Genomic DNA, 19996 nt, shown 5'->3' with positions numbered 1-19996 from the left:
CTTCGGTGGTTTTGTCCGGCGCACACTCCCTTGCCTCCTCTGGCCCCGGGACATCAGATTGTGCTCGGTTCCGGGGGATATGGATGAAGGTCGCAACGGTATCCGATTTCTCGTCAGTGGCTGGTTCCGCAAGCCCTGGCCCGGTGTGATTCCCCGATGGGACCGGGGCGCCAGGCGGAGCGACGGCTGCCTGTGGGGTGGCTCTGGATGGTGGTGCCACGGTTGACAGGACATCGGAAGAAGGCGCCGGGGTCGAAATGGCCCCGGCCTGTGTGACAGACACCGCAGGGGATGCGCCGGGGGATAGGGAGGATGCGCCGGCGGCAGCGTTAAGGGCAGTTTGTTCGGACCTTGCCACATTGAGTGAGGTCAGGCGCGGGGCCCTGACGACGCTGCGGTTCTGGCGCGCCAGCCGCTCTTCGGCGGTGGCAAGGTCGCGGGTGCGCCGGGCCAGCAGACGCTCTGCCGCCAGCCTTGCACGCCTTTCCTTGGTCAGTCGTTCTGACAGATCCATCCCCGTCATGATCCAGGAACCAGGTTTTGCCGCGCCGGATCTGAGATTCTGCCCAGAAGTCCGGTATTCCGGACCACCTTCTCCGGTCAAAATGAAGCAGGAGTTAACAGGGGAGAAGTTCCTTTCTCCCGCATGCTTATTCGCGCCCGCCTGACCTGCCCGGCACTTGCCCGGGGGCCGGACGCGTGCGAAGCTGAAGTGGCGCCATGGCGGGCGGAACGGGAGTATTGTGATGCGTAATTTCGTCAGAAGTCTTTTGATGGCGGCCGCGATCGCCCTGCCCGGAATGGCCTCGGCCCAGGATCTGATCCCCGAGCGGCGCTCGGTCGTGATGGTCGATTCCGATCTTGTGGGCGGCGATATCGGCTCGGTCTTCGACACGACCATCCAGGCCTGCGAGCGCGCCTGTGTCACCAATACCCAATGTGACGCCTGGACCTTCAACAGCCGCAATGGCAGCTGTTTCCTCAAATCCGATCCCGGTGCCCCTGAAAGCTTTGTCGGCGCGCAATCCGCCTGGGTGGTCGCAGCGGCGCCAGGCGCTCAGACCCGGGCAAAAGAGCGGCGTGCCGAGCTGAGCTTCCTGCCGGATGACGAATTCACCACCGCGTTCAATCTTGCTACCGGGATTGGCCGGACTCACCCGACCGGCGACCAGAGCGCCGATGATCTGCTGCGCGAGGCGGCAGGAGATGAGGCGCGGTCCAGCTTTGCCGCAGCGGTCGACAAGACCGGCGCGGCGCTTGCCATCATCGATGATGCCGACACATGGGCGGAATATGCCCGTCGCGCCAAAGCCGCAGCGGATCAGCAGAATACGAGCGACACGGGCTGGTACAGATCCCAGGCTTTTTATGGGGCGCTGAACGCCTATCTGCGCGCCGAAAGCAAGGCGCAGCGCCATTCGATCCTCGTCTTTGCCGCGCGGCTGATGGAAGAACGCGGCAATGGGCGCGAAATGGTGCAGGCGTTGCGCCTCGCACAATCGCTCCAGTCGCGGGATGACACCGCTGCGATGCTTGACGAGGCGATCAGCAAATACGGCTTCCGGATCGAGGAGCATCAGGTCGAAGCCGATCTGGCCCGTCCGCGCATCTGCGCCGTCTTTACCGAAGACCTGAAACCTGTTGATGTCGATTACGGCGACTATGTGCGCCTGCCCGCCGGCGGCACTGCGGTTGAACTTGCCGATCAGCGCCGGCTTTGCGTCACCGGTCTGACCCATGGCGAACGCTATACACTGACCTTCCGCGAGGGTCTGCCTGCGGCTGATGGCCAGACGCTGGCCAGGGATATCGAGATCAATGCCTATGTCGGCGACCGCACGGCGGCCGTGCGATTCCCCGGGCGCGGCTATGTGCTGCCGAAATCGGGCGATGCGGCGCTGCCGGTCGAAACCGTCAATCTCGATACGCTGGAATTGCAGCTCTACCGCGTCAGCGACCGCAACATGCTGCGCGCCATCCAGAACGACTATTTCGGCACGCCGATCAATTACTATTCGGAATGGTCCTTCACCGATGAGATCGGTGAGATGGTCTGGGAAGGCACCGCCTCGATGAAGATCGAGGTGAATAAGGATGTCACCACCCGTCTGCCGATGGTCGAGGCACTGCAGGGCCGCGAGGCCGGGATCTATGCGCTGCGCGCCGCGATGCCGGGCAAGGATGCCTATGATTTTCCGCCGGCCTGGCAATGGTTCGTGGTCTCGGATCTGGGCATTACCAGCATGACCGGCGTCGACGGGCTGCATGTCTTCGTGCGCAGCCTCGGGACGGCCGGCGCCAAAGAAGGCGTGAAGGTACAGCTTCTGAACCGGGCGAACAGCCCGCTGGCCGAGACCGTGACCGATGCTCAGGGCTATGCCATTTTCGAGCCTGGCCTGATGCGTGGCACCGGCAGCGCGGCTCCGGCTTTGCTTGTGGTGACGGAAGGCGAGAAGGATATCTCGTTCCTGTCGCTGACCGATCCCGAATTCGATCTGTCGGACCGGGGCGTCGAGGGCCGTGAGGCCGCGCCGCCGGTCGATGTCTTCCTGACCACTGACCGCGGTGCTTACCGCGCGGGCGAAACCGTCTATGCCACCGCCATTGCGCGCGATCCGAAAGCCGAGGCTGTGGCCGGCCTGCCGCTGACCGCGATCCTGACCCGTCCCGATGGGGTCGAATATTCCCGCAACCTGATCTCGGATCAGGGCGCGGGCGGCTATGTTTTCCAGCTGCCGGTTGCCGGCACTGCGCCGCGCGGCACCTGGTCGCTGGCGATCTTTGCCGATACCAAGGCGGAAGCGCTGGTGTCGAAAACCTTCCTCGTCGAGGATTTCCTGCCCGAGCGCATCGATTTCACCCTCGATGCAGGCGAGACCGATCTGTCGCTGGCAGATCCCTGGATGAATATCGAGCTCACCGCGAAATACCTCTTCGGGGCGCCGGCCTCGGGGATGGAGATCGAGGGCGAGATCTATCTGCGCGCGGCCCAGGGGCTGAAATCCTGGCCGGGCTATGTCTTCGGCCGCTATGACCAGCCCTTCGACTCGCGGATGGACAGCTACCAGAGCGGCACGACCGATGATGAGGGCAAGGCGCGGCTCGACCTGGCACTTCCCGGCGCCGAGGGGCTGGAAGCCGACCGCCCCCTGACCGCAACCGCCGTGGTGCGGGTTGCCGAAGGCTCGGGCCGTCCGGTGGAGCGCCGCGTCGAGAAAAGCGTGACCCCCGCCGCCGCGATGATCGGCATCAAGGCGCAATTCGATGGCGTGGTCGGGCATGGATCCGAGGCGGGCTTCCTGCTGCAAGGCATTGGCCCTGATCAGAAACCGGCACCGATGGAGGTCAAATGGACCCTCACCCGGCTGGAGAATGACTGGCAGTGGTATCAAAGCTATGGCAGCTGGTACTGGGAGCCGGTGAGCACCCGCAGCCATGTGTCTGAGGGTTCGGCCACGCTGGGCGGCAGCGATCCGGTGGCGATTTCCCTGCCGGTGAACTGGGGCGAATATGAGCTGAAAGTGGAACGGATCGACGGCGAGACCGCCGTGAGTTCCATGAGCTTCTGGTCGGGCTGGTATGCGCCCGCCGATGTGTCCTCGACGCCCGACACGCTGGAGCTGTCGCTCGACAAGCCCGCCTATAAATCGGGCGAGACCGCGCAACTCAGGATCGTGCCGCGCGCCGCCGGCACTGCGCTGATCACCGTGCTTTCGAACCGCCTTGTCCATATGGAAGCGGTCGAGGTGAAAGAAGGCGAGAACCTGATCCCGCTGAACGTGACCGATGAATGGGGTGCAGGCGTCTATGTGACCGCCTCGGTGCTGCGTCCGATGGATGTGGCGGCGGGACGGGTGCCCTCGCGCGCGCTTGGCCTGTCTTACGCCTCGGTCGATCCGGGCAAACGGGCGCTGACCACCACGATCGAGATGGCCGATGAGGTCGATCCGCGTGGGCCGCTGGATGTTGCGGTCAAGGTCGAGGGTGTTGAGCCGGGCGAGACGGCCTATGTCACCATCGCCGCCGTGGATGAGGGTATTCTGAACCTCACCGGCTTCAAGGCGCCGGATCCGCAGGGCTATTACTTTGGCCAGCGCAAGCTCGGCATCGGCATACGGGACGTCTATGGCCGTCTGATCGACGGGCTGAACGGGGCCGAGGGCGAGGTGCGTTCGGGGGCGATGCGGGCGCGCAGGCGCGGCTGCAAACACCGCCTCCGACCGAAGAGCTGGTGGCCTATTTCACCGGCCCGGTCGAAGTCGGCGCCGATGGCTATGCCCGCACGAGTTTTACCCTGCCGTCTTTCAACGGATCGGTGAAGGTGATGGCCGTGGCCTGGTCGAAGACCGGCGTGGGACAGGCCGACAAGAATGTCCTGGTGCGTGACCCGGTTGTGGTGACCGCTTCGGTGCCGCGTTTCATGGCGCCTGGTGACCAGAGCCGTCTGTTGCTGGAAATCGTCCATGCGACCGGCCCCTCGGGCGAGATGAAGCTTGCGGTAACCTCGGAGGATCTGACGCTTGGCGAGGTTCCTGCAACCCTGACCCTTGCCGATAAGGGCAAGGCGGAATTCAGCGTCGATGTGATCGCGGGCGGGGTTGGCCTCTCGGAAATCCGGGTTGCCCTGACCACACCGGATGGCAAGGAGCTGATCAAGGATCTGAAACTGCCGATCCAGGTCAATGACCCCGAGATCGCGAAAATCTCGCGCTTTGATCTGAAAGCGGGCGAGACCTTCACCTTCGACGAAGCGGTCTTTGCCGATATGGTGCGCGGCACCGGCAAATCGGTCATGGCCATCGGCCCGCTGGCGCGGCTGAATGCGCCGGGGCTTTTGGCATCGCTCGACCGCTACCCTTACGGCTGCACCGAGCAGATGACATCGCGCGCCATGCCGCTGATCTACTTTGATCAGGTGGCACGGGTGATGGATCTGAAACATGCCGCAGATATCCAGAAACGGATCGATGAGGCGGTGGCAGAGATCCTGATGAACCAGGGCTCGGGCGGCGGCTTCGGCCTTTGGGGTCCGTCCTCGGGCGATCTGTGGCTGGACAGCTATGTCACCGACTTCCTCAGCCGGGCGCGGGCCCAGGGCTATGCGGTGCCGGATCAGGCCTTCCGCAATGCGCTGACCAATCTGCGCAATCGCGTCAATTACGCCTCGAATTTCGACGCCAATACCCAGGGCGGCGGCACGGATCTGGCCTATGCGCTGATGGTTCTGGCGCGTGAAGGGGCGGCGGCGATCGGCGATCTGCGTTACTATGCCGATGTGAAGGGCGATGATTTCGCCACGCCGCTTGCCCAGGCGCAGCTTGGTGCGGCTCTGGCCTCTTACGGCGACCAGACCCGGGCCGATGCGATGTTCCGCAAGGCGGGCGCGCGCATCCTAGCGCTGCCTTCGGATACCGCGACCCAGGTGCTGCGCGCCGATTACGGCACCAATTACCGTGACACGGCAGCGATCCTGACCCTCGCGGTCGAGGCTGGCAGCACCGCGATTGACCGGGAGGAACTGGTCAACCGTATCGCCATCGCGCCGCGCTATCTTTCGACCCAGGAAGCGACCTGGGCCTTGATGGCAACGAACGCGCTGATCGACGCACCGGATGTCTCGGGCGTCACGCTCGACGGCAAACCGGCCGAAGGGCCGCTGGTCAAAGTGATCCAGGACGGCGCCGCGCCTGTCGTGGTCAAGAACGAAGGGCGTGACACCTATCTGACCGTCACCACTTTCGGCGTGCCGTCAGAGCCTGAACCCGCCGGCGGCAATGGCTACACGATCACCCGCAGCTACTACACTCTTGATGGCGAAGCGGTGGAACTCGACAAGGTCGTCACCGGCAATCGCTATGTGGTCGAGCTGGAAGTGACGCCCTGGGATTACTCGGATGGCCGCCTGATCCTTGCCGACCCGCTGCCCGCAGGGTTCGAGATCGACAACCCGAACCTGATCTCGGGCGGCGATACATCGCAACTCGGGTGGCTGAATGTGCTGGGGCAGACTGCGCATTCCGAATTCCGCCAGGACCGTTTCATCACCCAGGTGGACTGGTCGTCGCGCGATGCCTTCCGTGTGGCCTATATTGTGCGGGCGATCAGCCCCGGCAGTTACCACCACCCGGCGGCCTCGGTCGAAGACATGTACCGGCCCGATTTCCGCGCCCGCACCGACAGCGGCCGGCTGACGGTCAACGCCGAGTAACATCATGCGCGCGCGCTGGATCTTTGCGCTTGCGGCGGGCCTCTGGCTCGCCGCGGGTTCCCGCGATGCCTTTGACGGCTGGATTGATGCGACCGTGCTGCCGCCGCTGGCGCTGTCCACCTCGGTCGAGGTCAAGGACCGCGATGGCGATTTGCTCAGGGCCTATACCGTGTCGGATGGGCGCTGGCGGCTGAAAGTCGATCTGGCAGCGGTCGATCCGCGCTATATCGACATGCTGCTGAATTATGAGGATCGCCGCTTCCGCGATCATGCCGGCGTTGATCTCCAGGCGCTGGCACGGGCGGTTTTGCAGGCCGCGCGGTCTGGCCGCGTTGTTTCGGGCGGCTCGACCCTGACGATGCAGGTGGCGCGGCTGCTGGAGGAAGGCACCACCGGCCAGGTTGGCGGCAAGCTGCGCCAGATGCGGGTCGCGCTGAAACTGGAGCGCGAGCTTTCAAAGGACGAGATCCTGTCGCTTTATCTGCTGCTTGCGCCTTTCGGGGGCAATCTCGAAGGGGTGCGGGCGGCGTCTTTGTCTTATTTCGGGAAGGAGCCGACCCGCCTGACCCCGGCCGAGGCGGCCCTGCTGGTCGCGATCCCGCAAAGCCCGGAAAGCCGCCGTCCTGACCGCGCAGCGGACCGTGCCGAGGCGGCGCGCGACCGGGTGCTGGACCGCGCGGTGCGCTTCGGGCTGATCGAGGACGAAGAGGCCCGGGCCGCCCTGACCGAAGCCGTGCCGGGGATCCGCAAGCCTTTCCCGGCCTTCGCCCCGCATCTTGCCGACCGGGCCCGGACCGCAGATCCGACGCTGGGCGAACATATTCTGACCATCGACAAGGATCTGCAAAAGCGGCTTGAGACCCTTGCGGCGGAAACCGTGCGCGCGCGCGGCAGCCAGATGCAGATCGCGATCGTGGTCGCCGATCACCGTTCGGGCGAGATCCTCGCCTCGGTCGGCTCCTCGGGCCTTCAGGATGAAAAACGCCAGGGTTTTGTCGATATGACCCAGGCGCTGCGCTCTCCGGGATCGACGCTGAAGCCGCTGGTCTATGCTCTGGCCTTTGACGAGGGCCTCGCCCATCCCGAGACGGTGATCGACGACAGGCCGATGAGTTTCGGCACTTACGCGCCGCAGAATTTCGACCGGCAATATCGCGGCGAGGTGCGGCTGCGCGAGGCGTTGCAGCTTTCGCTGAACATCCCGGTGGTGGCGCTGACCGATGCGCTCGGCCCGGCAAAGCTGATCTCGGCGATGGGCAAGGCGGGGATGAAGTACCGTATCCCCGGCGATCAGCCGGGGCTCGCGGTGAGCCTTGGCGGTGTCGGCGTGAGCCTTCAGGATCTGGTGCAGCTTTATGCCGCCCTGGCGCGTGGCGGCGTCGCGCTGCCGTTGGTCTGGCGTCTTGACGGCGAACGAGGCGAGGGCGCGCGCGTGGTCTCGACCGTCGCGGCCTGGCAGGTGGGGGATATCCTCGCAGGTCTGGCGCCGCCGCCCGGCGCGCCGGCGAACCGGCTGGCCTATAAGACCGGCACTTCCTACGGCCACCGGGATGCCTGGGCGATCGGCTATGACGGGCAACATGTGATCGGGGTCTGGATGGGGCGCGCCGATGGCACCCCGGTGCCGGGCGCTTTTGGTGCCGATGTGGCGGCCCCGGTGCTGTTTCAGGCCTTTTACCGTCTGAAAGCGGCCCTGGCCCCGCAACCGCCTGCACCGCCGGCGACTTTGCTGGTCGCGAACCGCCAGCTGCCGCCGCCGCTGCAACGGTTCCGGCCCCGAAATGCGGCTTTTGCTGAAGTGAATGCACCGAAAGTCGATTTCCCGCCCGATGGGGCCGAGGTGGAGCTTTTGCGCACGAATGCGGATCAGTCAGGCCTGAAGGTGAAAGTCTCTGGCGGCACCGCGCCCTTCACCTGGCTGATCGACGGCGCGCCGATGGCCGTGGGCTCGCGGGATCGCGAGATCATCCTCGCGCTGTCCGGCACCGGATTTGTGACGCTGAGCGTCATTGATGCCGAGGGCCGCTCCGCCCGCTCGAGAGTGCGGCTCTGGTGACCCGCTCCGCCCGCGCCGGAATTTTTTAAAATTCCGGGCCGGTTTCCGGATCGGAAACCGGGGGCGCCGGTCACAATGTGCATTGCGGAAAGAAAACACCCTGGTCATCGGGGCATTGCCTTTCGCGGCCTTTCCGCAGTGGGGCATGGCGACCGGGCAGTGCCAGGCGGAAGACCGCGTTCAGGTGCGCTCTGGTCGCAGCGGAACGCGGCCCTGATCGGTCAGCAAAAACACCTCACGCCCGTCAATCGCAATGGCGGTGAGCGGCCCGCCATAGGCGGCAGAACTGTCGATATTCACCCGGTTGCCGTAATGTCTGGCCTGATCCAGTGCAGTATGGCCATGGACGATCAATGGTCCGTGATCGCGGTCGTCGTCGAGAAAGCCCTTGCGGATCCAGACGAGGTCATCCTCGGCCTGATCCTCCAGCGCAATTCCGGGCCGGATGCCGGCATGAACAAAGAACACATCCCCACGGCGAAGCGAAGTCGGGCGGCTTTCCAGAAAGGCCAGATGCGCGGGGTCGACGCTGTCGACTGCCTCGCGATGCACCGGATCGATCGGGCGATCCCCGGCGGCACGGATGCCGTAAGAGCGCAGCGTCTCAGCCCCGCCAACTGCCGGATGCAGCCAGTTATAGGGGTTTGACAGCGCCGGATCCGCCCACCAGGGATCATGGATGAACTGTGTGAAGAGCCGGTCGTGATTGCCCTTGAGCACCACCCAGTCCTCACCCCGTTCCATGCCGGTCTTCAGCCAGTCGATCACGCCGCGACTGTCGGGCCCGCGATCCTCAAGATCGCCCAGATGCACCACCGGTGCCGGACCGTGCTGTGCGATATCCTTCGCGATCCGCTCATGTGCGCGTTTCAGAAGGTCAAGATGGCCATGTATATCGCCGATTGCATAGCTGCGCATGGGGGGGGCTCCTGCATCCGTTCCGCATGCCCGGCATTGCCGCAGGCTGCGGGATCGGGCAAGGCTTAGGCCGACAACCCTCTCGCCGCAAGCCAATCCTGACCTGAACCGACAAAGATCCGCAGGGAGTGTTTGCGCTAACAATGCGCGGCAGCTAAACGGGGGCAAATCAGTTCAGGAGGCTCAGATGGCGCTTGCAGAAATCGGTCTGGTCGGGCTCGGGTGATGGGCGCGGCCCTCGCTCTCAATATCGCGGAAAAGGGACATCGGATCGCGGTCTGGAATCGCAGCCATGATGTGACCCAGAAATTCCATGCAGAGGCCGGGGATCTGGCCGCGCGTCTCACTCCGGCCGAGACGCTGGAAGATCTGGTGGCGGCGATTGCCGTGCCGCGCGCGATCATCCTGATGGTGCCGGCGGGCGATGCGGTGGATCAGATGATCGCGGCGCTCCGGCCGTTGATGGGGCCCGATGATCTGATCATCGACGCCGGCAACGCCAATTTCCACGATACCGAACGCCGCGCCGCCGAAGCGGTCGCCCAGGGCGTGCCCTTTATCGGCATGGGGGTCTCGGGCGGCGAAGAGGGCGCCCGTCACGGCCCGGCGATCATGGGCGGGGGGCCGCGCGCCGCCTGGGACCGCGTCGCCCCGATCATGGAGGCGATTTCGGCGAAACATGACGGCACGCCATGCGCGACCTGGATGGGGCCGGGCGGGGCGGGGCATTTCGTGAAAACCGTCCATAACGGCATCGAATATGCCGATATGCAAATGATTGCCGAAGTTTACGGCCTTATGCGCGACGGTATGGATATGGCCGCCCCCGGCATCGCCGCGGTGTTCGAGGCCTGGAATGAAGGCGCGCTGCGCTCTTACCTGATCGAGATCTCGGGCAAGGTCGCCCGCGCGACCGATCCGGAAACCGGCGCCGCCATGCTCGATGTGATCCTCGACGCCGCCGGCCAGAAAGGCACCGGGCGCTGGACCGCGATCGAGGCGCAGCATCTCAGCGCACCGGTCCCGGTGATCGAAGCTGCCGTGATGGCGCGCAATGTCTCGGCGCGGCGTGACGAACGCCAGGCGGGTGAGGCGGTCTTCGGTGCCGGGCCGCGGCCGCTCGGCGGCGGGCTCAGCCTGAAAGACCTCGAAGGCGCGCTGATCGCGGGCAAGATCCTGTGTTACGCCCAGGGCTTCACCATGCTGGATGCGGCGTCGAAGACCTGGAACTGGGGCGTGCCGCTGCCGGAATGCGCTAAGGTCTGGCGCGAAGGCTGCATCATCCGCTCGGCGATGCTTGACCAGATGGCCCAGGCCCTGAGCGAAGACCCCGCACGCAACCTGATCCTCGCACCAGGTTTCACCGCGCTTCTGAAACAGCATCACGAGGCGCTGCGCCGCGTGGTCGCGACCGCCGCGCTCAAAGGCCATAGCCTGCCCGCGCTTTCCGCCGGCCTCGCCTGGTTCGATCAGATGCGCACCGCGCGCGGCACCGCCAATATGCTGCAGGGCCAGCGCGACTTCTTCGGCGCCCATGGCTTTGACCGGCTCGACGGAAAGCCGATCCATCATGGTCCCTGGGGCAACCACGCCTGAAAAGGAAAAGGGAGCCGGAATGGCTCCCTTTTTTATTTCATCTGTCTTTAAATATCCCACGGGCAAGCCGACGGAGACGCCACCGGTTCAGGCGACGTCGAACACCAGCGGCTTGACCTGCTGGAACATGCCCGTCGCCTCCAGCGTATCGACCACTTTCGCGTCAATCGGCCCGTCGAGATACAGAAGTGCAATGGCATCCTCGCCCACTGCCGACCGGCCGAGGGTGAAGTTCGCGATATTGACGTTGTTCTTGCCCATGGTCATGCCGAGAAGACCGATGATCCCCGGCACGTCGTCATTGGTGGTGTAGAGCATATGCGCCCCGATCTCGGCGTCGATATTGATGCCCTTGATCTGGATGAACCGCGGCTTCCCATCCGAGAACACCGTCCCCGCGGCCGAGCGCTCGCGCTTATCGGTCACCATCGTGACCTTGATATAGGCGTCAAACGAGCCCGACTTATCCTGACGCGTGGTCGAGATCTGGATCCCTTTGTCCTTCGCCACACTCGGAGCCGAGACGAGGTTCACATCCGGATTATGAGCCTTCAACACGCCCGCGATCACCGCCTGGTTCAGCGCCGGCAGGTTCATCTCCGCCACGCGGCCGTCATAGAGGATGTTCACCGCCTTCACCGGTTCATCGGTCATCTGCCCGATGAACGACCCGATATGCGAGGCAAGCCGGATCCAGGGCCCCATAACGGTGGCCTCTTCGGCGGTCACATTTGGCATGTTCAGCGCGTTTTGCACCGCGCCGGTCAACAGGTAATCCGACATCTGCTCGGCGACCTGCAGTGCGACATTCTCCTGTGCCTCGGTGGTCGAGGCCCCAAGATGCGGGGTCACAACCACATTCGGCAGGTTGAACAGCGGGCTTTCGGTCGCCGGCTCGGTTTCAAACACGTCAAAGGCCGCGCCCGCGACATGGCCCGATTTCAGAGCTTCGGCCAGTGCTGCCTCATCGACCAGACCGCCCCGCGCGCAGTTGATGATCCTGACGCCCGGCCTGGTTTTCGCGATGGTCTCGGCGTTCAGAATGCCCCGGGTCTTGTCGGTCAGCGGCACATGCAGCGTGATGAAATCGGCCCGCGCCAGCAATTCGTCCAGCTCGACCTTGGTCACACCCAGCTGTTTCGCGCGCTCTTCCGACAGGAAGGGGTCAAAGGCCACGACCTTCATCTTCAGACCCACCGCGCGATCACAGACGATGCCGCCGATATTGCCGGCTCCGATCACGCCGAGGGTCTTGTTGAACAGCTCAACCCCCATGAATTTCGACTTTTCCCATTTGCCGGCATGGGTCGAGACGCTCGCCTCGGGCAGCTGGCGCGCCACCGCAAACATCATCGCAATCGCATGTTCGGCGGTGGTGACCGAATTGCCGAACGGCGTGTTCATCACGATCACGCCCTTTTTCGACGCCGCCGGAATATCGACATTGTCGACACCGATCCCGGCGCGGCCCACCACTTTCAGCCGGGTGGCCTGGGCCAGCAGCTTCTCGGTCACTTTGGTGGCCGAACGGATCGCCAAACCATCATACTGACCGATGATCTCGGCCAGCTTTTCTTTGTCCTTGCCAAGCTTCGGCAGGTAATCGACCTCGACGCCACGGTCGCGGAAGATCTGGACAGCGGTTTCACTCAATTCGTCGGATACGAGAACGCGGGGGGCCATTGTGGGGCTCCTTGAATGGGGGTCTCAGGGGAGAGAATTGTGAGGGGCGGGGGCGCGGACGCCCCCGAAAACCAATCAGGCTGCGACAGTCAGCGCCGCAATCTCGACGTTGAACGCGTATTCAACCCAGGGCATCAGCGCGCGCACATCGGCCTGTTCGACTGTCGCACCACACCAGATCCGCAGGCCCGGAGGCGCATCGCGATAGGCTCCGGCATCCAGCGCCACGCCTTCAGCCTCCAGCCTTTTTGCAACATTTTTGGCGAAAGCGGCGCCATCCGTGATGCGCGGATCTGTGAATTTCACACATACGCTGGTGCAGGAGGCCGTTGCCGGATCCACTGCCAGATTGGCGATCCAGTCCTTGCCTGCGATGAAGCTCTTCACCTCATTCGCATTGGCCTCCGAGCGGGCGATCAGCCCTTTCAGCCCGCCGATGGTTTTCGCCCATTTCAGCGCGACGAGGTAATCTTCCACACAGAGCATGGACGGCGTGTTGATGGTCTCGCCAACAAAGATCCCTTCCGAGATCTTGCCTTTCGAGGTCAGGCGGAAAATCTTCGGCAGCGGCCAGGCCGGGGTATAGGTTTCCAGCCGTTCCACCGCGCGCGGCGACAGGATCAGGACGCCATGGCCGCCCTCACCGCCCAGCACTTTCTGCCAGGAGAAGGTGGTCACATCCAGCTTCGCCCAGTCCATCTCCATCGCGAAAGCCGAAGATGTGGCGTCGCAGATGGTCAGGCCCTCGCGGTCGGCAGGGATCACATCGGCATTGGGCAGACGCACGCCCGAAGTGGTGCCGTTCCAGGTGAACACCACGTCCTTATCGAAATCGACTTCGGCAAAATCAACGATCTCACCATAAGGCGCCTTGCGCACAGTGGCGTCGAGTTTCAGCTGCCTGACCACATCGGTCACCCAGCCTTCGCCAAAGCTCTCCCAGGCGAGCATCTCAACGGGCCGCGCGCCAAGCAGCGACCAGAGCGCCATTTCCACAGCGCCGGTATCGGAAGCGGGGACGATCCCGATGCGGTAATCCGCAGGGACGCCAAGAATCTCACGGGTAAGGTCGATGGCCTCTTTCAGCTTGGCCTTGCCTGCAGCGGCACGGTGCGAGCGGCCCAAAGGCGCATCAGCAAGCATATCGAGGGAGAAGCCGGGGATCTTCGCGCAGGGGCCCGAAGAAAAACGCGGATTGACCGGGCGCGCGGCCGGGGCGGTGAGTGCCATATCTGGTATCCTTGCAGATAAATGCCTCTCGTTGGGGAGAGGTGTCCCACCGCCGGGATTACGCCTCTCGCAGGGGTGACGCAAGAGAAATCTGAAGTGCCGGTTTCAGACCTTTACGTCGTCGATTTGCGGGACTTTCTCAGCGCACCCGGGGCCTCGCCCCAGGCGTTGCGGAAGGCGCGGGACAGGGTGGAGGGGCCGGAAAACCCTGTGCGCAGGGCCACTTCCGCCAGGGGGTGTTGTGTATCCGTCAGCATCCTCCGCGCGGCCTGGAGCCGAAGCGTCAGGCACCAGGCCGCAGGGGTGGTGCCCAGAGAGTCGCGAAACAGGATCTCCAGCCGGCGTGGCGAAAGACCGACGGCGCGGGCGGTCGCGGCGGCGGATTCGGGCTGGTCGATCCGCTCCTCCATCCGCCGCACGGCTGCGGTGACGCGCGGGTCGAGCGCAGGGTCACGGCGCAGGGGCGCGACTTGCGGCTCATGGCCGGGGCGGGCATCGGTGAGAAAGCTGTTCGCGACCTGGCGCGCGAGGCCGGCGCCATGCCGGGTGCGGATCAGATGCAACATGAAATCCTGCGCCGGTGCCGCGCCACCGATCGTCACGCGGTTGCGGTCGATCACGAAGCGGTCCGGCACAACCTCGATCTGCGGATGGCGGGCGGCGAGGTCTTCCAGGTCTTCCCAATGCACCGTGGCACGGTAGCCGTTCAGCAGACCCGCGCGGGCGAGCACCCAGGGGGCACTGTCAACCCCGCCGACCAGCCGGAACCGGGGCGCGATACGGGTCAGCTCGCGGATCAGCGGGCGGGTCGCGACCTCGTCAAGCCGGTAGCCCGAGATCACGATCAGCGCATCGGCGCCGACCGCATGGCCGGGCGGCCCGTCCGAGGGCAGTGATAATCCGCAGGTCAGGGGGACAGGCTGGCCATCCGGCGAGACCACGCGCCAGCGAAACGCCTCGTGCCCAAGCTGGCGGTTGGCGTTGCGGAGCGGATCGAGCGCCGAGGCGACCTCGAGGATCGAGGCCTGGGGCAGCACAAGGAGCGCGATGGTCAGCGGGCCGCGTGCCGATGAGAAGATAGCGTTTTCCGTCATGAAAAATTCGTAAATCGCAAAGCGTGTGCGGGCAAGCCGGATAATCTCGGGCGCAACAGGCCCCATGCTACAGGAAAGAGTCTCTTATGCCGCTGACCATGAACCGCGAGGTTTTCATCACCTGTGCCGTGACCGGGTCGGGGGGGACGCAGGATCGCAGCCCGCATGTGCCGCGCTCACCGGAACAGATCGCAACTTCGGCGATTGATGCCGCCAAAGCCGGTGCGGCAGTGGTGCATTGCCATGTCCGCGACCCGGAGAACGGCAAGCCGGCGCGTGATCCGGCGCTCTATCGTGAAGTGACCGAACGCATCCGCGATTCGGGCACCGATGTGGTGCTGAACCTGACCGCCGGCATGGGCGGCGATATGCTGTTTGACGGCACCGAGAACATGTCCCGCATGGCGGCACATTCTGATATGGCGGGCGCTGCCGAGCGGGTGGCGCATGTGGTCGAATGCCGCCCCGAGATCTGCACGCTTGACTGCGGCACGATGAATTTTAACGAGGCCGATTATGTGATGGTCAATACGCCCGGAATGCTGCGGGATATGGCGAAGCGCATGGTGGCCTCCGGCACAAGGATCGAGATCGAGGCCTTTGATACCGGGCATCTCTGGCTGGCGAAAGCGCTGGCGGATGAGGGGATTATCCCCGATCCGGTGCTGGTGCAGCTTTGCATGGGGGTGCCGTGGGGCGCACCGGATGACCTGAACACCTTCCTTGCCATGGTGAACAATGTGCCGAAATCCTGGCACTGGTCGGCCTTTGCTTTGGGGCGCAACCAGATGGCCTATGTGGCGGCGAGTGTGATCGCGGGCGGCAATGTGCGGGTCGGGCTCGAGGACAATCTCTGGCTCGACAAGGGCGTGCTTGCGACCAATGCGCAGCTGGTCGAGCGCGCGGTGACGATCATCGAAAACCTCGGCGCGCGGGTGATCACGCCGGCAGAGGTGCGGGCGCGGCTGAAGCTGGAAAAGCGGGCGCCTTTGCCGAAATGAGGCGCAGCTGGCCGTGGGCGGATGCCTCCGGCGGGGATATTTAGAGACAGAAAATGATGGCAGCCAAGTCTGCCTGATTCAGGGAAGGGAGCGCGTGCTATGGCACGTAAGGCGGCGATTATCGGTGGCGGCGTCATTGGCGGAGGCTGGACGGCGCGGTTCTTGCTGAATGGCTGGGATGTGGCGGTGTTCGACCCCGATCCGGAGGCGGAGCGCAAGATCAACGCGGTCCTGTCGAATGCGCGGCTTGCCTTGCCAGCTTTGTCAGATGTGCCGATGCCGCCGGAGGGGAAGCTGAGCTTTGCGGGCACCATGGCCGAGGCGGTCGAGGGCGCGGAATATGTGCAGGAGTCTGTGTCCGAGCGGATCGAGCTGAAACACAAGGTCTATGCGCAGCTGCAGCAGGCCAATCCGGGGGTTCTGATCGGGTCTTCGACGAGCGGGTTCAAGGCGTCTGATCTGCAGACGGGGTCTCCGGCGCCCGAGAACATCATCGTCGCCCATCCGTTCAACCCGGTCTATCTGCTGCCTTTGTCGGAGATCTCGGGGTCGGAGAAGAACACGCCCGAGACGGTTGAGAAGACCGTGCAGATCATGAAAGACATCGGGATGTTCCCGCTGGTGATCCGCAAGGAGATCGACGCGTTTCTGGGCAACCGCTTCCTCGAAGCGGTCTGGCGCGAGGCGCTCTGGATGCTGAAAGACGGGGTCGCCACGACCGAAGAGATCGACGAGGCGATCCGCATGGGTTTTGGTCTTCGCTGGGGGCAGATGGGGCTTTTCGAGACCTATCGCATCGCGGGCGGCGAGGCCGGGATGAAGCATTTCATGGAGCAATTCGGCCCGGCGCTGAAATGGCCCTGGACCAAGCTGATGGATGTGCCCGAGTTCAATGACGAGCTGGTCGATCTGGTGTCATCTCAGTCCGACGCGCAATCGGGGATGTATGGCATTCGCGAGCTGGAGCGCATTCGGGATCAGAACCTCGTCGGCTTCCTGCGCGCTCTGAAAGAGCGCAACTGGGGCGCGGGCAAGGTCTTGCGCGAACATGACGAGCGGCGGGCGGCAGTCTTCCACGCCGATACCGATCAGGGTCCGAAGGCCGCGCCGCTGGTCATGGCCCATATGCAGGTTCTGCCCGGCTGGATCGACTATAACGGCCATATGACCGAGAGCCGCTATTATTTCTGCAACTCGGAAGTGGCGGATGCCTTCCTGCGGCTGATCGGGGCCGGGATGGACTATGTGGAGGCGGGGCACAGCTATTACTCCGCCGAGACCCATATACGCCATCTCGGCGAGGCGAAGCTTGGCGACCGGCTGACCGGTACGCTGCAGATCATCTCGGCCGATGAGAAACGGTTCCGGTCATTTGTGCGGATCCTGAAAGGCGACGAGGTGGTCGCGACGATTGAGCAGCTTTGCCTGCATGTCGATATGAAGGCGGGGAAAACCGTGCGGGCGGCGCCCGAGGTCTGGGCGAAGTTGAAGGCCGTGGCCGAGGCCCAGGCCGGGTTGCCGCTGCCCGAGGGCGCGGGCCGCGCCGTTGGCCAGAAGAAGGACTGACGTTATGGATTTTGGCCTGAACGAAGAACAGAAGATGATCGTCGAGACGACGCGCGCTTTCGTCGAGAACGAGCTTTACCCGCATGAGGCGGAGGTGGAGCGCTCGGGCGTGCTGGAGCTGGATCTGATCCGCGAGGTCCAGAAAAAGGCCATCGAGGCCGGGCTTTATGCGGCAAACATGCCGGCCGAGGTCGGCGGTGCAGGCCTCGATACCCTGTCCTGGTTGCTTTACGAGAAGGAGCTGGGGCGCGCCAATTACGCACTGCACTGGACCTGCGTGGCGCGGCCGTCAAATATCCTGCTGGCCGGAAATGCCGAGCAGCGTGAACAATATCTCATGCCCTGCATTCGTGGCGAGACCTGGGATTGCCTTGCGATGACCGAGCCGGGGGCGGGGTCAGACCTGCGCGGCATGAAGGCCTCGGCGCGAGAAGATGGCGACGACTGGATCCTGAACGGGACCAAGCATTTCATCAGCCACGCCGATCTGGCGGGTTTCACCATCGTCTTCATGGCGACCGGCGAAGAGGACACCCCACGCGGCCCGAAAAAGCGGATCACCGCGTTTTTTGTCGACAAAGGGACACCTGGGTTCAACGTGCGCGATGGGTATCGGAACGTCTCGCATCGTGGTTACACCAACGCCGTGCTGGAATTCGACGATTGCCGGGTGAACAAGCGGCAGGTACTGGGCGAGCCGCATAAGGGCTTTGAAGTCGCGAATTCCTGGCTGGGCGCGACACGGCTGCAGGTCGCCTCGACCTGTCTCGGCCGGGCGGAAAGGGCGCTGGACCACGCGATCTCTTATTCGGCGGAACGCAAACAATTCGGGAGCCAGATCGGCAAATTCCAGGGCGTGAGCTTTAAGCTCGCTGATATGGCGATGGAGCTGAAAGCGGCTGAGTTGCTCACGCGGGAGGCCGCCTGGAAATACGACCATGGCACGGTGACCGAAGCCGATATGTCGATGGCGAAGCTGAAGGCGACTGAAGTGCTGGCGATGGTGGCGGATGAGGCGATCCAGATCCATGGCGGCATGGGGCTGATGGATGAACTGCCGCTGGAAAGGATCTGGCGTGACGCGCGGGTCGAACGGATCTGGGAGGGCACCTCAGAGATCCAGCGCCACATCATCTCGCGCGAGCTGTTGCGCGCGGTGGGGGGCTGAATGGCGGATCCGGTCGAAAAGGCTGCGGGTCCGAAAGTTCGCTTCACCTATTGCACGCAATGCAACTGGATGCTGCGAACGGCATGGATGGCGCAGGAACTGCTGCAGACCTTTGGCCAGGATCTGGGCGAGGTGACGCTGGTGCCGTCAACGGGCGGAGTGTTTCGCATTGAGCTCGATGGCGCCGTGATCTGGGATCGCAAGGAACAGGGCGGCTTTCCGGATTCGAAACAGCTGAAGAAGCTGATCCGCGATCATGTCTGGCCCGAGCGCGATCTGGGCCATGTGGATCGCAGCACTGACATTGCTCCCGACTGAGCCGCTTCTGATTGCCCCCGGAGGCTCTGCCTCCGGACCTCCGGGATATTTAGAGACAGAAAATGCAGCAGACACAGTTCATACTTAACCGAACATTCACCTTTGATCATCAGGCTGGAGGCACCGTACAGGCGGGGACGCCGATGACTGTGACGGGAAATGGCATCCCGCTCTGGATGAAGGGGCGGGATGTTATCATTTTCTGTCTGAAAATATCCTCGGGGGAGGCGACGCTTTGCGGCGCCGTGGGGGCAGACAGCCCCCCTTGTCGGGCACGGGCTGGGGGTCTGGCCATGAACCGGCTCGACAGATTACTTCGCCCGCGGCATATCGCCGTTCTTGGCGCGGGCTGGGCGCTCAACGTGATCGAACAGACCCGCAAGATGGGGTTTGACGGGCCGGTCTGGCCGATCCACCCGAGTAAGTCCGAGATCGGCGGGCTGAAGGCCTATGCATCTGTCGCAGATCTTCCCGAAGCGCCGGATGCCACCTTTATCGGGGTGAACCGTTTCGCGACTGTAGAGGTCACACGCGAGCTTGCGGAACGTGGCGCCGGTGGTGCCATCTGTTTTGCGGCCGGCTGGACCGAGGCCGGCGAGCCGGAGCTGCAGCAGAGCCTCGTCGCGGCCGCAGGTGATATGCCGATCCTCGGGCCGAACTGCTATGGCGTGATCAATTATCTCGACGGGGCGCTGCTCTGGCCTGATCAGCATGGCGGCGTGCGCGTTGAAAAGGGCGTGGCGCTGCTCAGCCAATCCTCGAATGTCGTGGTCAATATTGCCATGCAGCAGCGCGGATTGCCGATCGCCTATGTTGCCTGCCTGGGGAATGCCGCCGTGGTCGGGCTGGCCGAGCTGGCGGGTGCCTTGCTTGACGACCCGCGCGTCACCGCCATCGGAATGTATATCGAGGGGATCGATGACGCGCCCGCCTTTGCCCGTCTGGCACATCGGGCGGCAGAGATGGGTAAGGGCGTGGTCGCGATCAAATCCGGCAAGACCGAGGCCTCGCGCGTGGCCGCCGCCTCGCATACGGCCTCGCTGGCGGGGGCGGTGCGGCCTCTTCGGCCTTTCTCGCGCAGCTGGGGATTGCCGAGGTCAACAGCCCTTCCGAGCTGATCGAGACGCTTAAGATCTTCCACCTCCACGGGCCGCGACT

Annotated in this window: 10 protein-coding genes and 2 pseudogenes; 8 read left to right on the top strand and 4 right to left on the bottom strand. The window is 64.0% G+C overall.

Going from position 1 to position 19996, the window contains the following annotated elements; all coding sequences use genetic code 11:
• Positions 1 to 746: 746 nt before the first annotated feature.
• Both QNO18_RS00940 and pbpC read left to right on the top strand, forming a co-directional pair.
• Positions 747 to 6208 (top strand): annotated as a pseudogene (locus QNO18_RS00940) (alpha-2-macroglobulin family protein).
• Position 6209: 1 nt separating this feature from the next.
• Positions 6210 to 8264 carry a penicillin-binding protein 1C gene (gene pbpC / locus QNO18_RS00935; protein ID WP_283178716.1) on the top strand — a complete coding sequence of 685 codons (2055 nt, stop codon included), beginning with the start codon at positions 6210 to 6212 and terminating at the stop codon, positions 8262 to 8264.
• Positions 8265 to 8444: 180 nt separating this feature from the next.
• On the opposite strand, the gene QNO18_RS00930 is transcribed toward pbpC, so the two are convergent.
• Positions 8445 to 9182, bottom strand: coding sequence for a metallophosphoesterase (locus tag QNO18_RS00930; RefSeq protein WP_283176153.1), 738 nt, complete (start codon positions 9180 to 9182; stop codon positions 8445 to 8447).
• Positions 9183 to 9369: 187 nt separating this feature from the next.
• Here QNO18_RS00930 and gndA point away from each other — a divergent pair.
• Positions 9370 to 10778: pseudogene (gene gndA, locus QNO18_RS00925) on the top strand (NADP-dependent phosphogluconate dehydrogenase).
• An 87-nt stretch (positions 10779 to 10865) separates the two neighbouring features.
• Here the strand turns inward: gndA and serA are convergent.
• The 3 genes from serA to QNO18_RS00910 form a co-directional block, all read right to left on the bottom strand.
• Entirely contained in the window at positions 10866 to 12461 is a 1596-nt protein-coding gene (serA, locus tag QNO18_RS00920) for a phosphoglycerate dehydrogenase (RefSeq protein WP_283176152.1), read from the bottom strand.
• A 75-nt stretch (positions 12462 to 12536) separates the two neighbouring features.
• Entirely contained in the window at positions 12537 to 13691 is a 1155-nt protein-coding gene (locus QNO18_RS00915) for a phosphoserine transaminase (RefSeq protein WP_283176151.1), read from the bottom strand.
• A 113-nt stretch (positions 13692 to 13804) separates the two neighbouring features.
• On the bottom strand, positions 13805 to 14785 hold the full coding sequence (locus tag QNO18_RS00910; RefSeq protein ID WP_283176150.1) for a GlxA family transcriptional regulator: 981 nt from the start codon (positions 14783 to 14785) through the stop codon (positions 13805 to 13807).
• An 86-nt stretch (positions 14786 to 14871) separates the two neighbouring features.
• Between QNO18_RS00910 and QNO18_RS00905 the strand changes: the two genes are divergently transcribed.
• From QNO18_RS00905 to QNO18_RS00885, 5 genes are all read left to right on the top strand, one after another.
• Entirely contained in the window at positions 14872 to 15786 is a 915-nt protein-coding gene (locus tag QNO18_RS00905; protein ID WP_283176149.1) for a 3-keto-5-aminohexanoate cleavage protein, read from the top strand.
• Positions 15787 to 15885: 99 nt separating this feature from the next.
• The gene (locus QNO18_RS00900) at positions 15886 to 17352 is read left to right on the top strand and encodes a carnitine 3-dehydrogenase (RefSeq protein ID WP_283176148.1); all 1467 of its coding nucleotides are present in this window, start codon (positions 15886 to 15888) and stop codon (positions 17350 to 17352) included.
• Positions 17353 to 17356: 4 nt separating this feature from the next.
• Complete coding sequence (locus QNO18_RS00895; protein WP_283176147.1) at positions 17357 to 18520, top strand: acyl-CoA dehydrogenase family protein; 1164 nt, start codon at positions 17357 to 17359, stop codon at positions 18518 to 18520.
• A complete protein-coding gene (locus QNO18_RS00890) occupies positions 18521 to 18838 on the top strand; it encodes a SelT/SelW/SelH family protein (protein ID WP_283176146.1) in 318 nt (105 codons plus the stop codon).
• Positions 18839 to 19131: 293 nt separating this feature from the next.
• Positions 19132 to 19956, top strand: a complete 825-nt coding sequence (locus tag QNO18_RS00885; RefSeq protein WP_283176145.1) for a CoA-binding protein — start codon at positions 19132 to 19134, stop codon at positions 19954 to 19956.
• Positions 19957 to 19996 lie beyond the last annotated feature (40 nt).

Origin of the sequence: Gemmobacter sp. 24YEA27 (assembly GCF_030052995.1) — a bacterium.
Taxonomy (GTDB): domain Bacteria; phylum Pseudomonadota; class Alphaproteobacteria; order Rhodobacterales; family Rhodobacteraceae; genus Pseudogemmobacter.
This window is presented reverse-complemented; position numbering and strand designations above follow the sequence as displayed.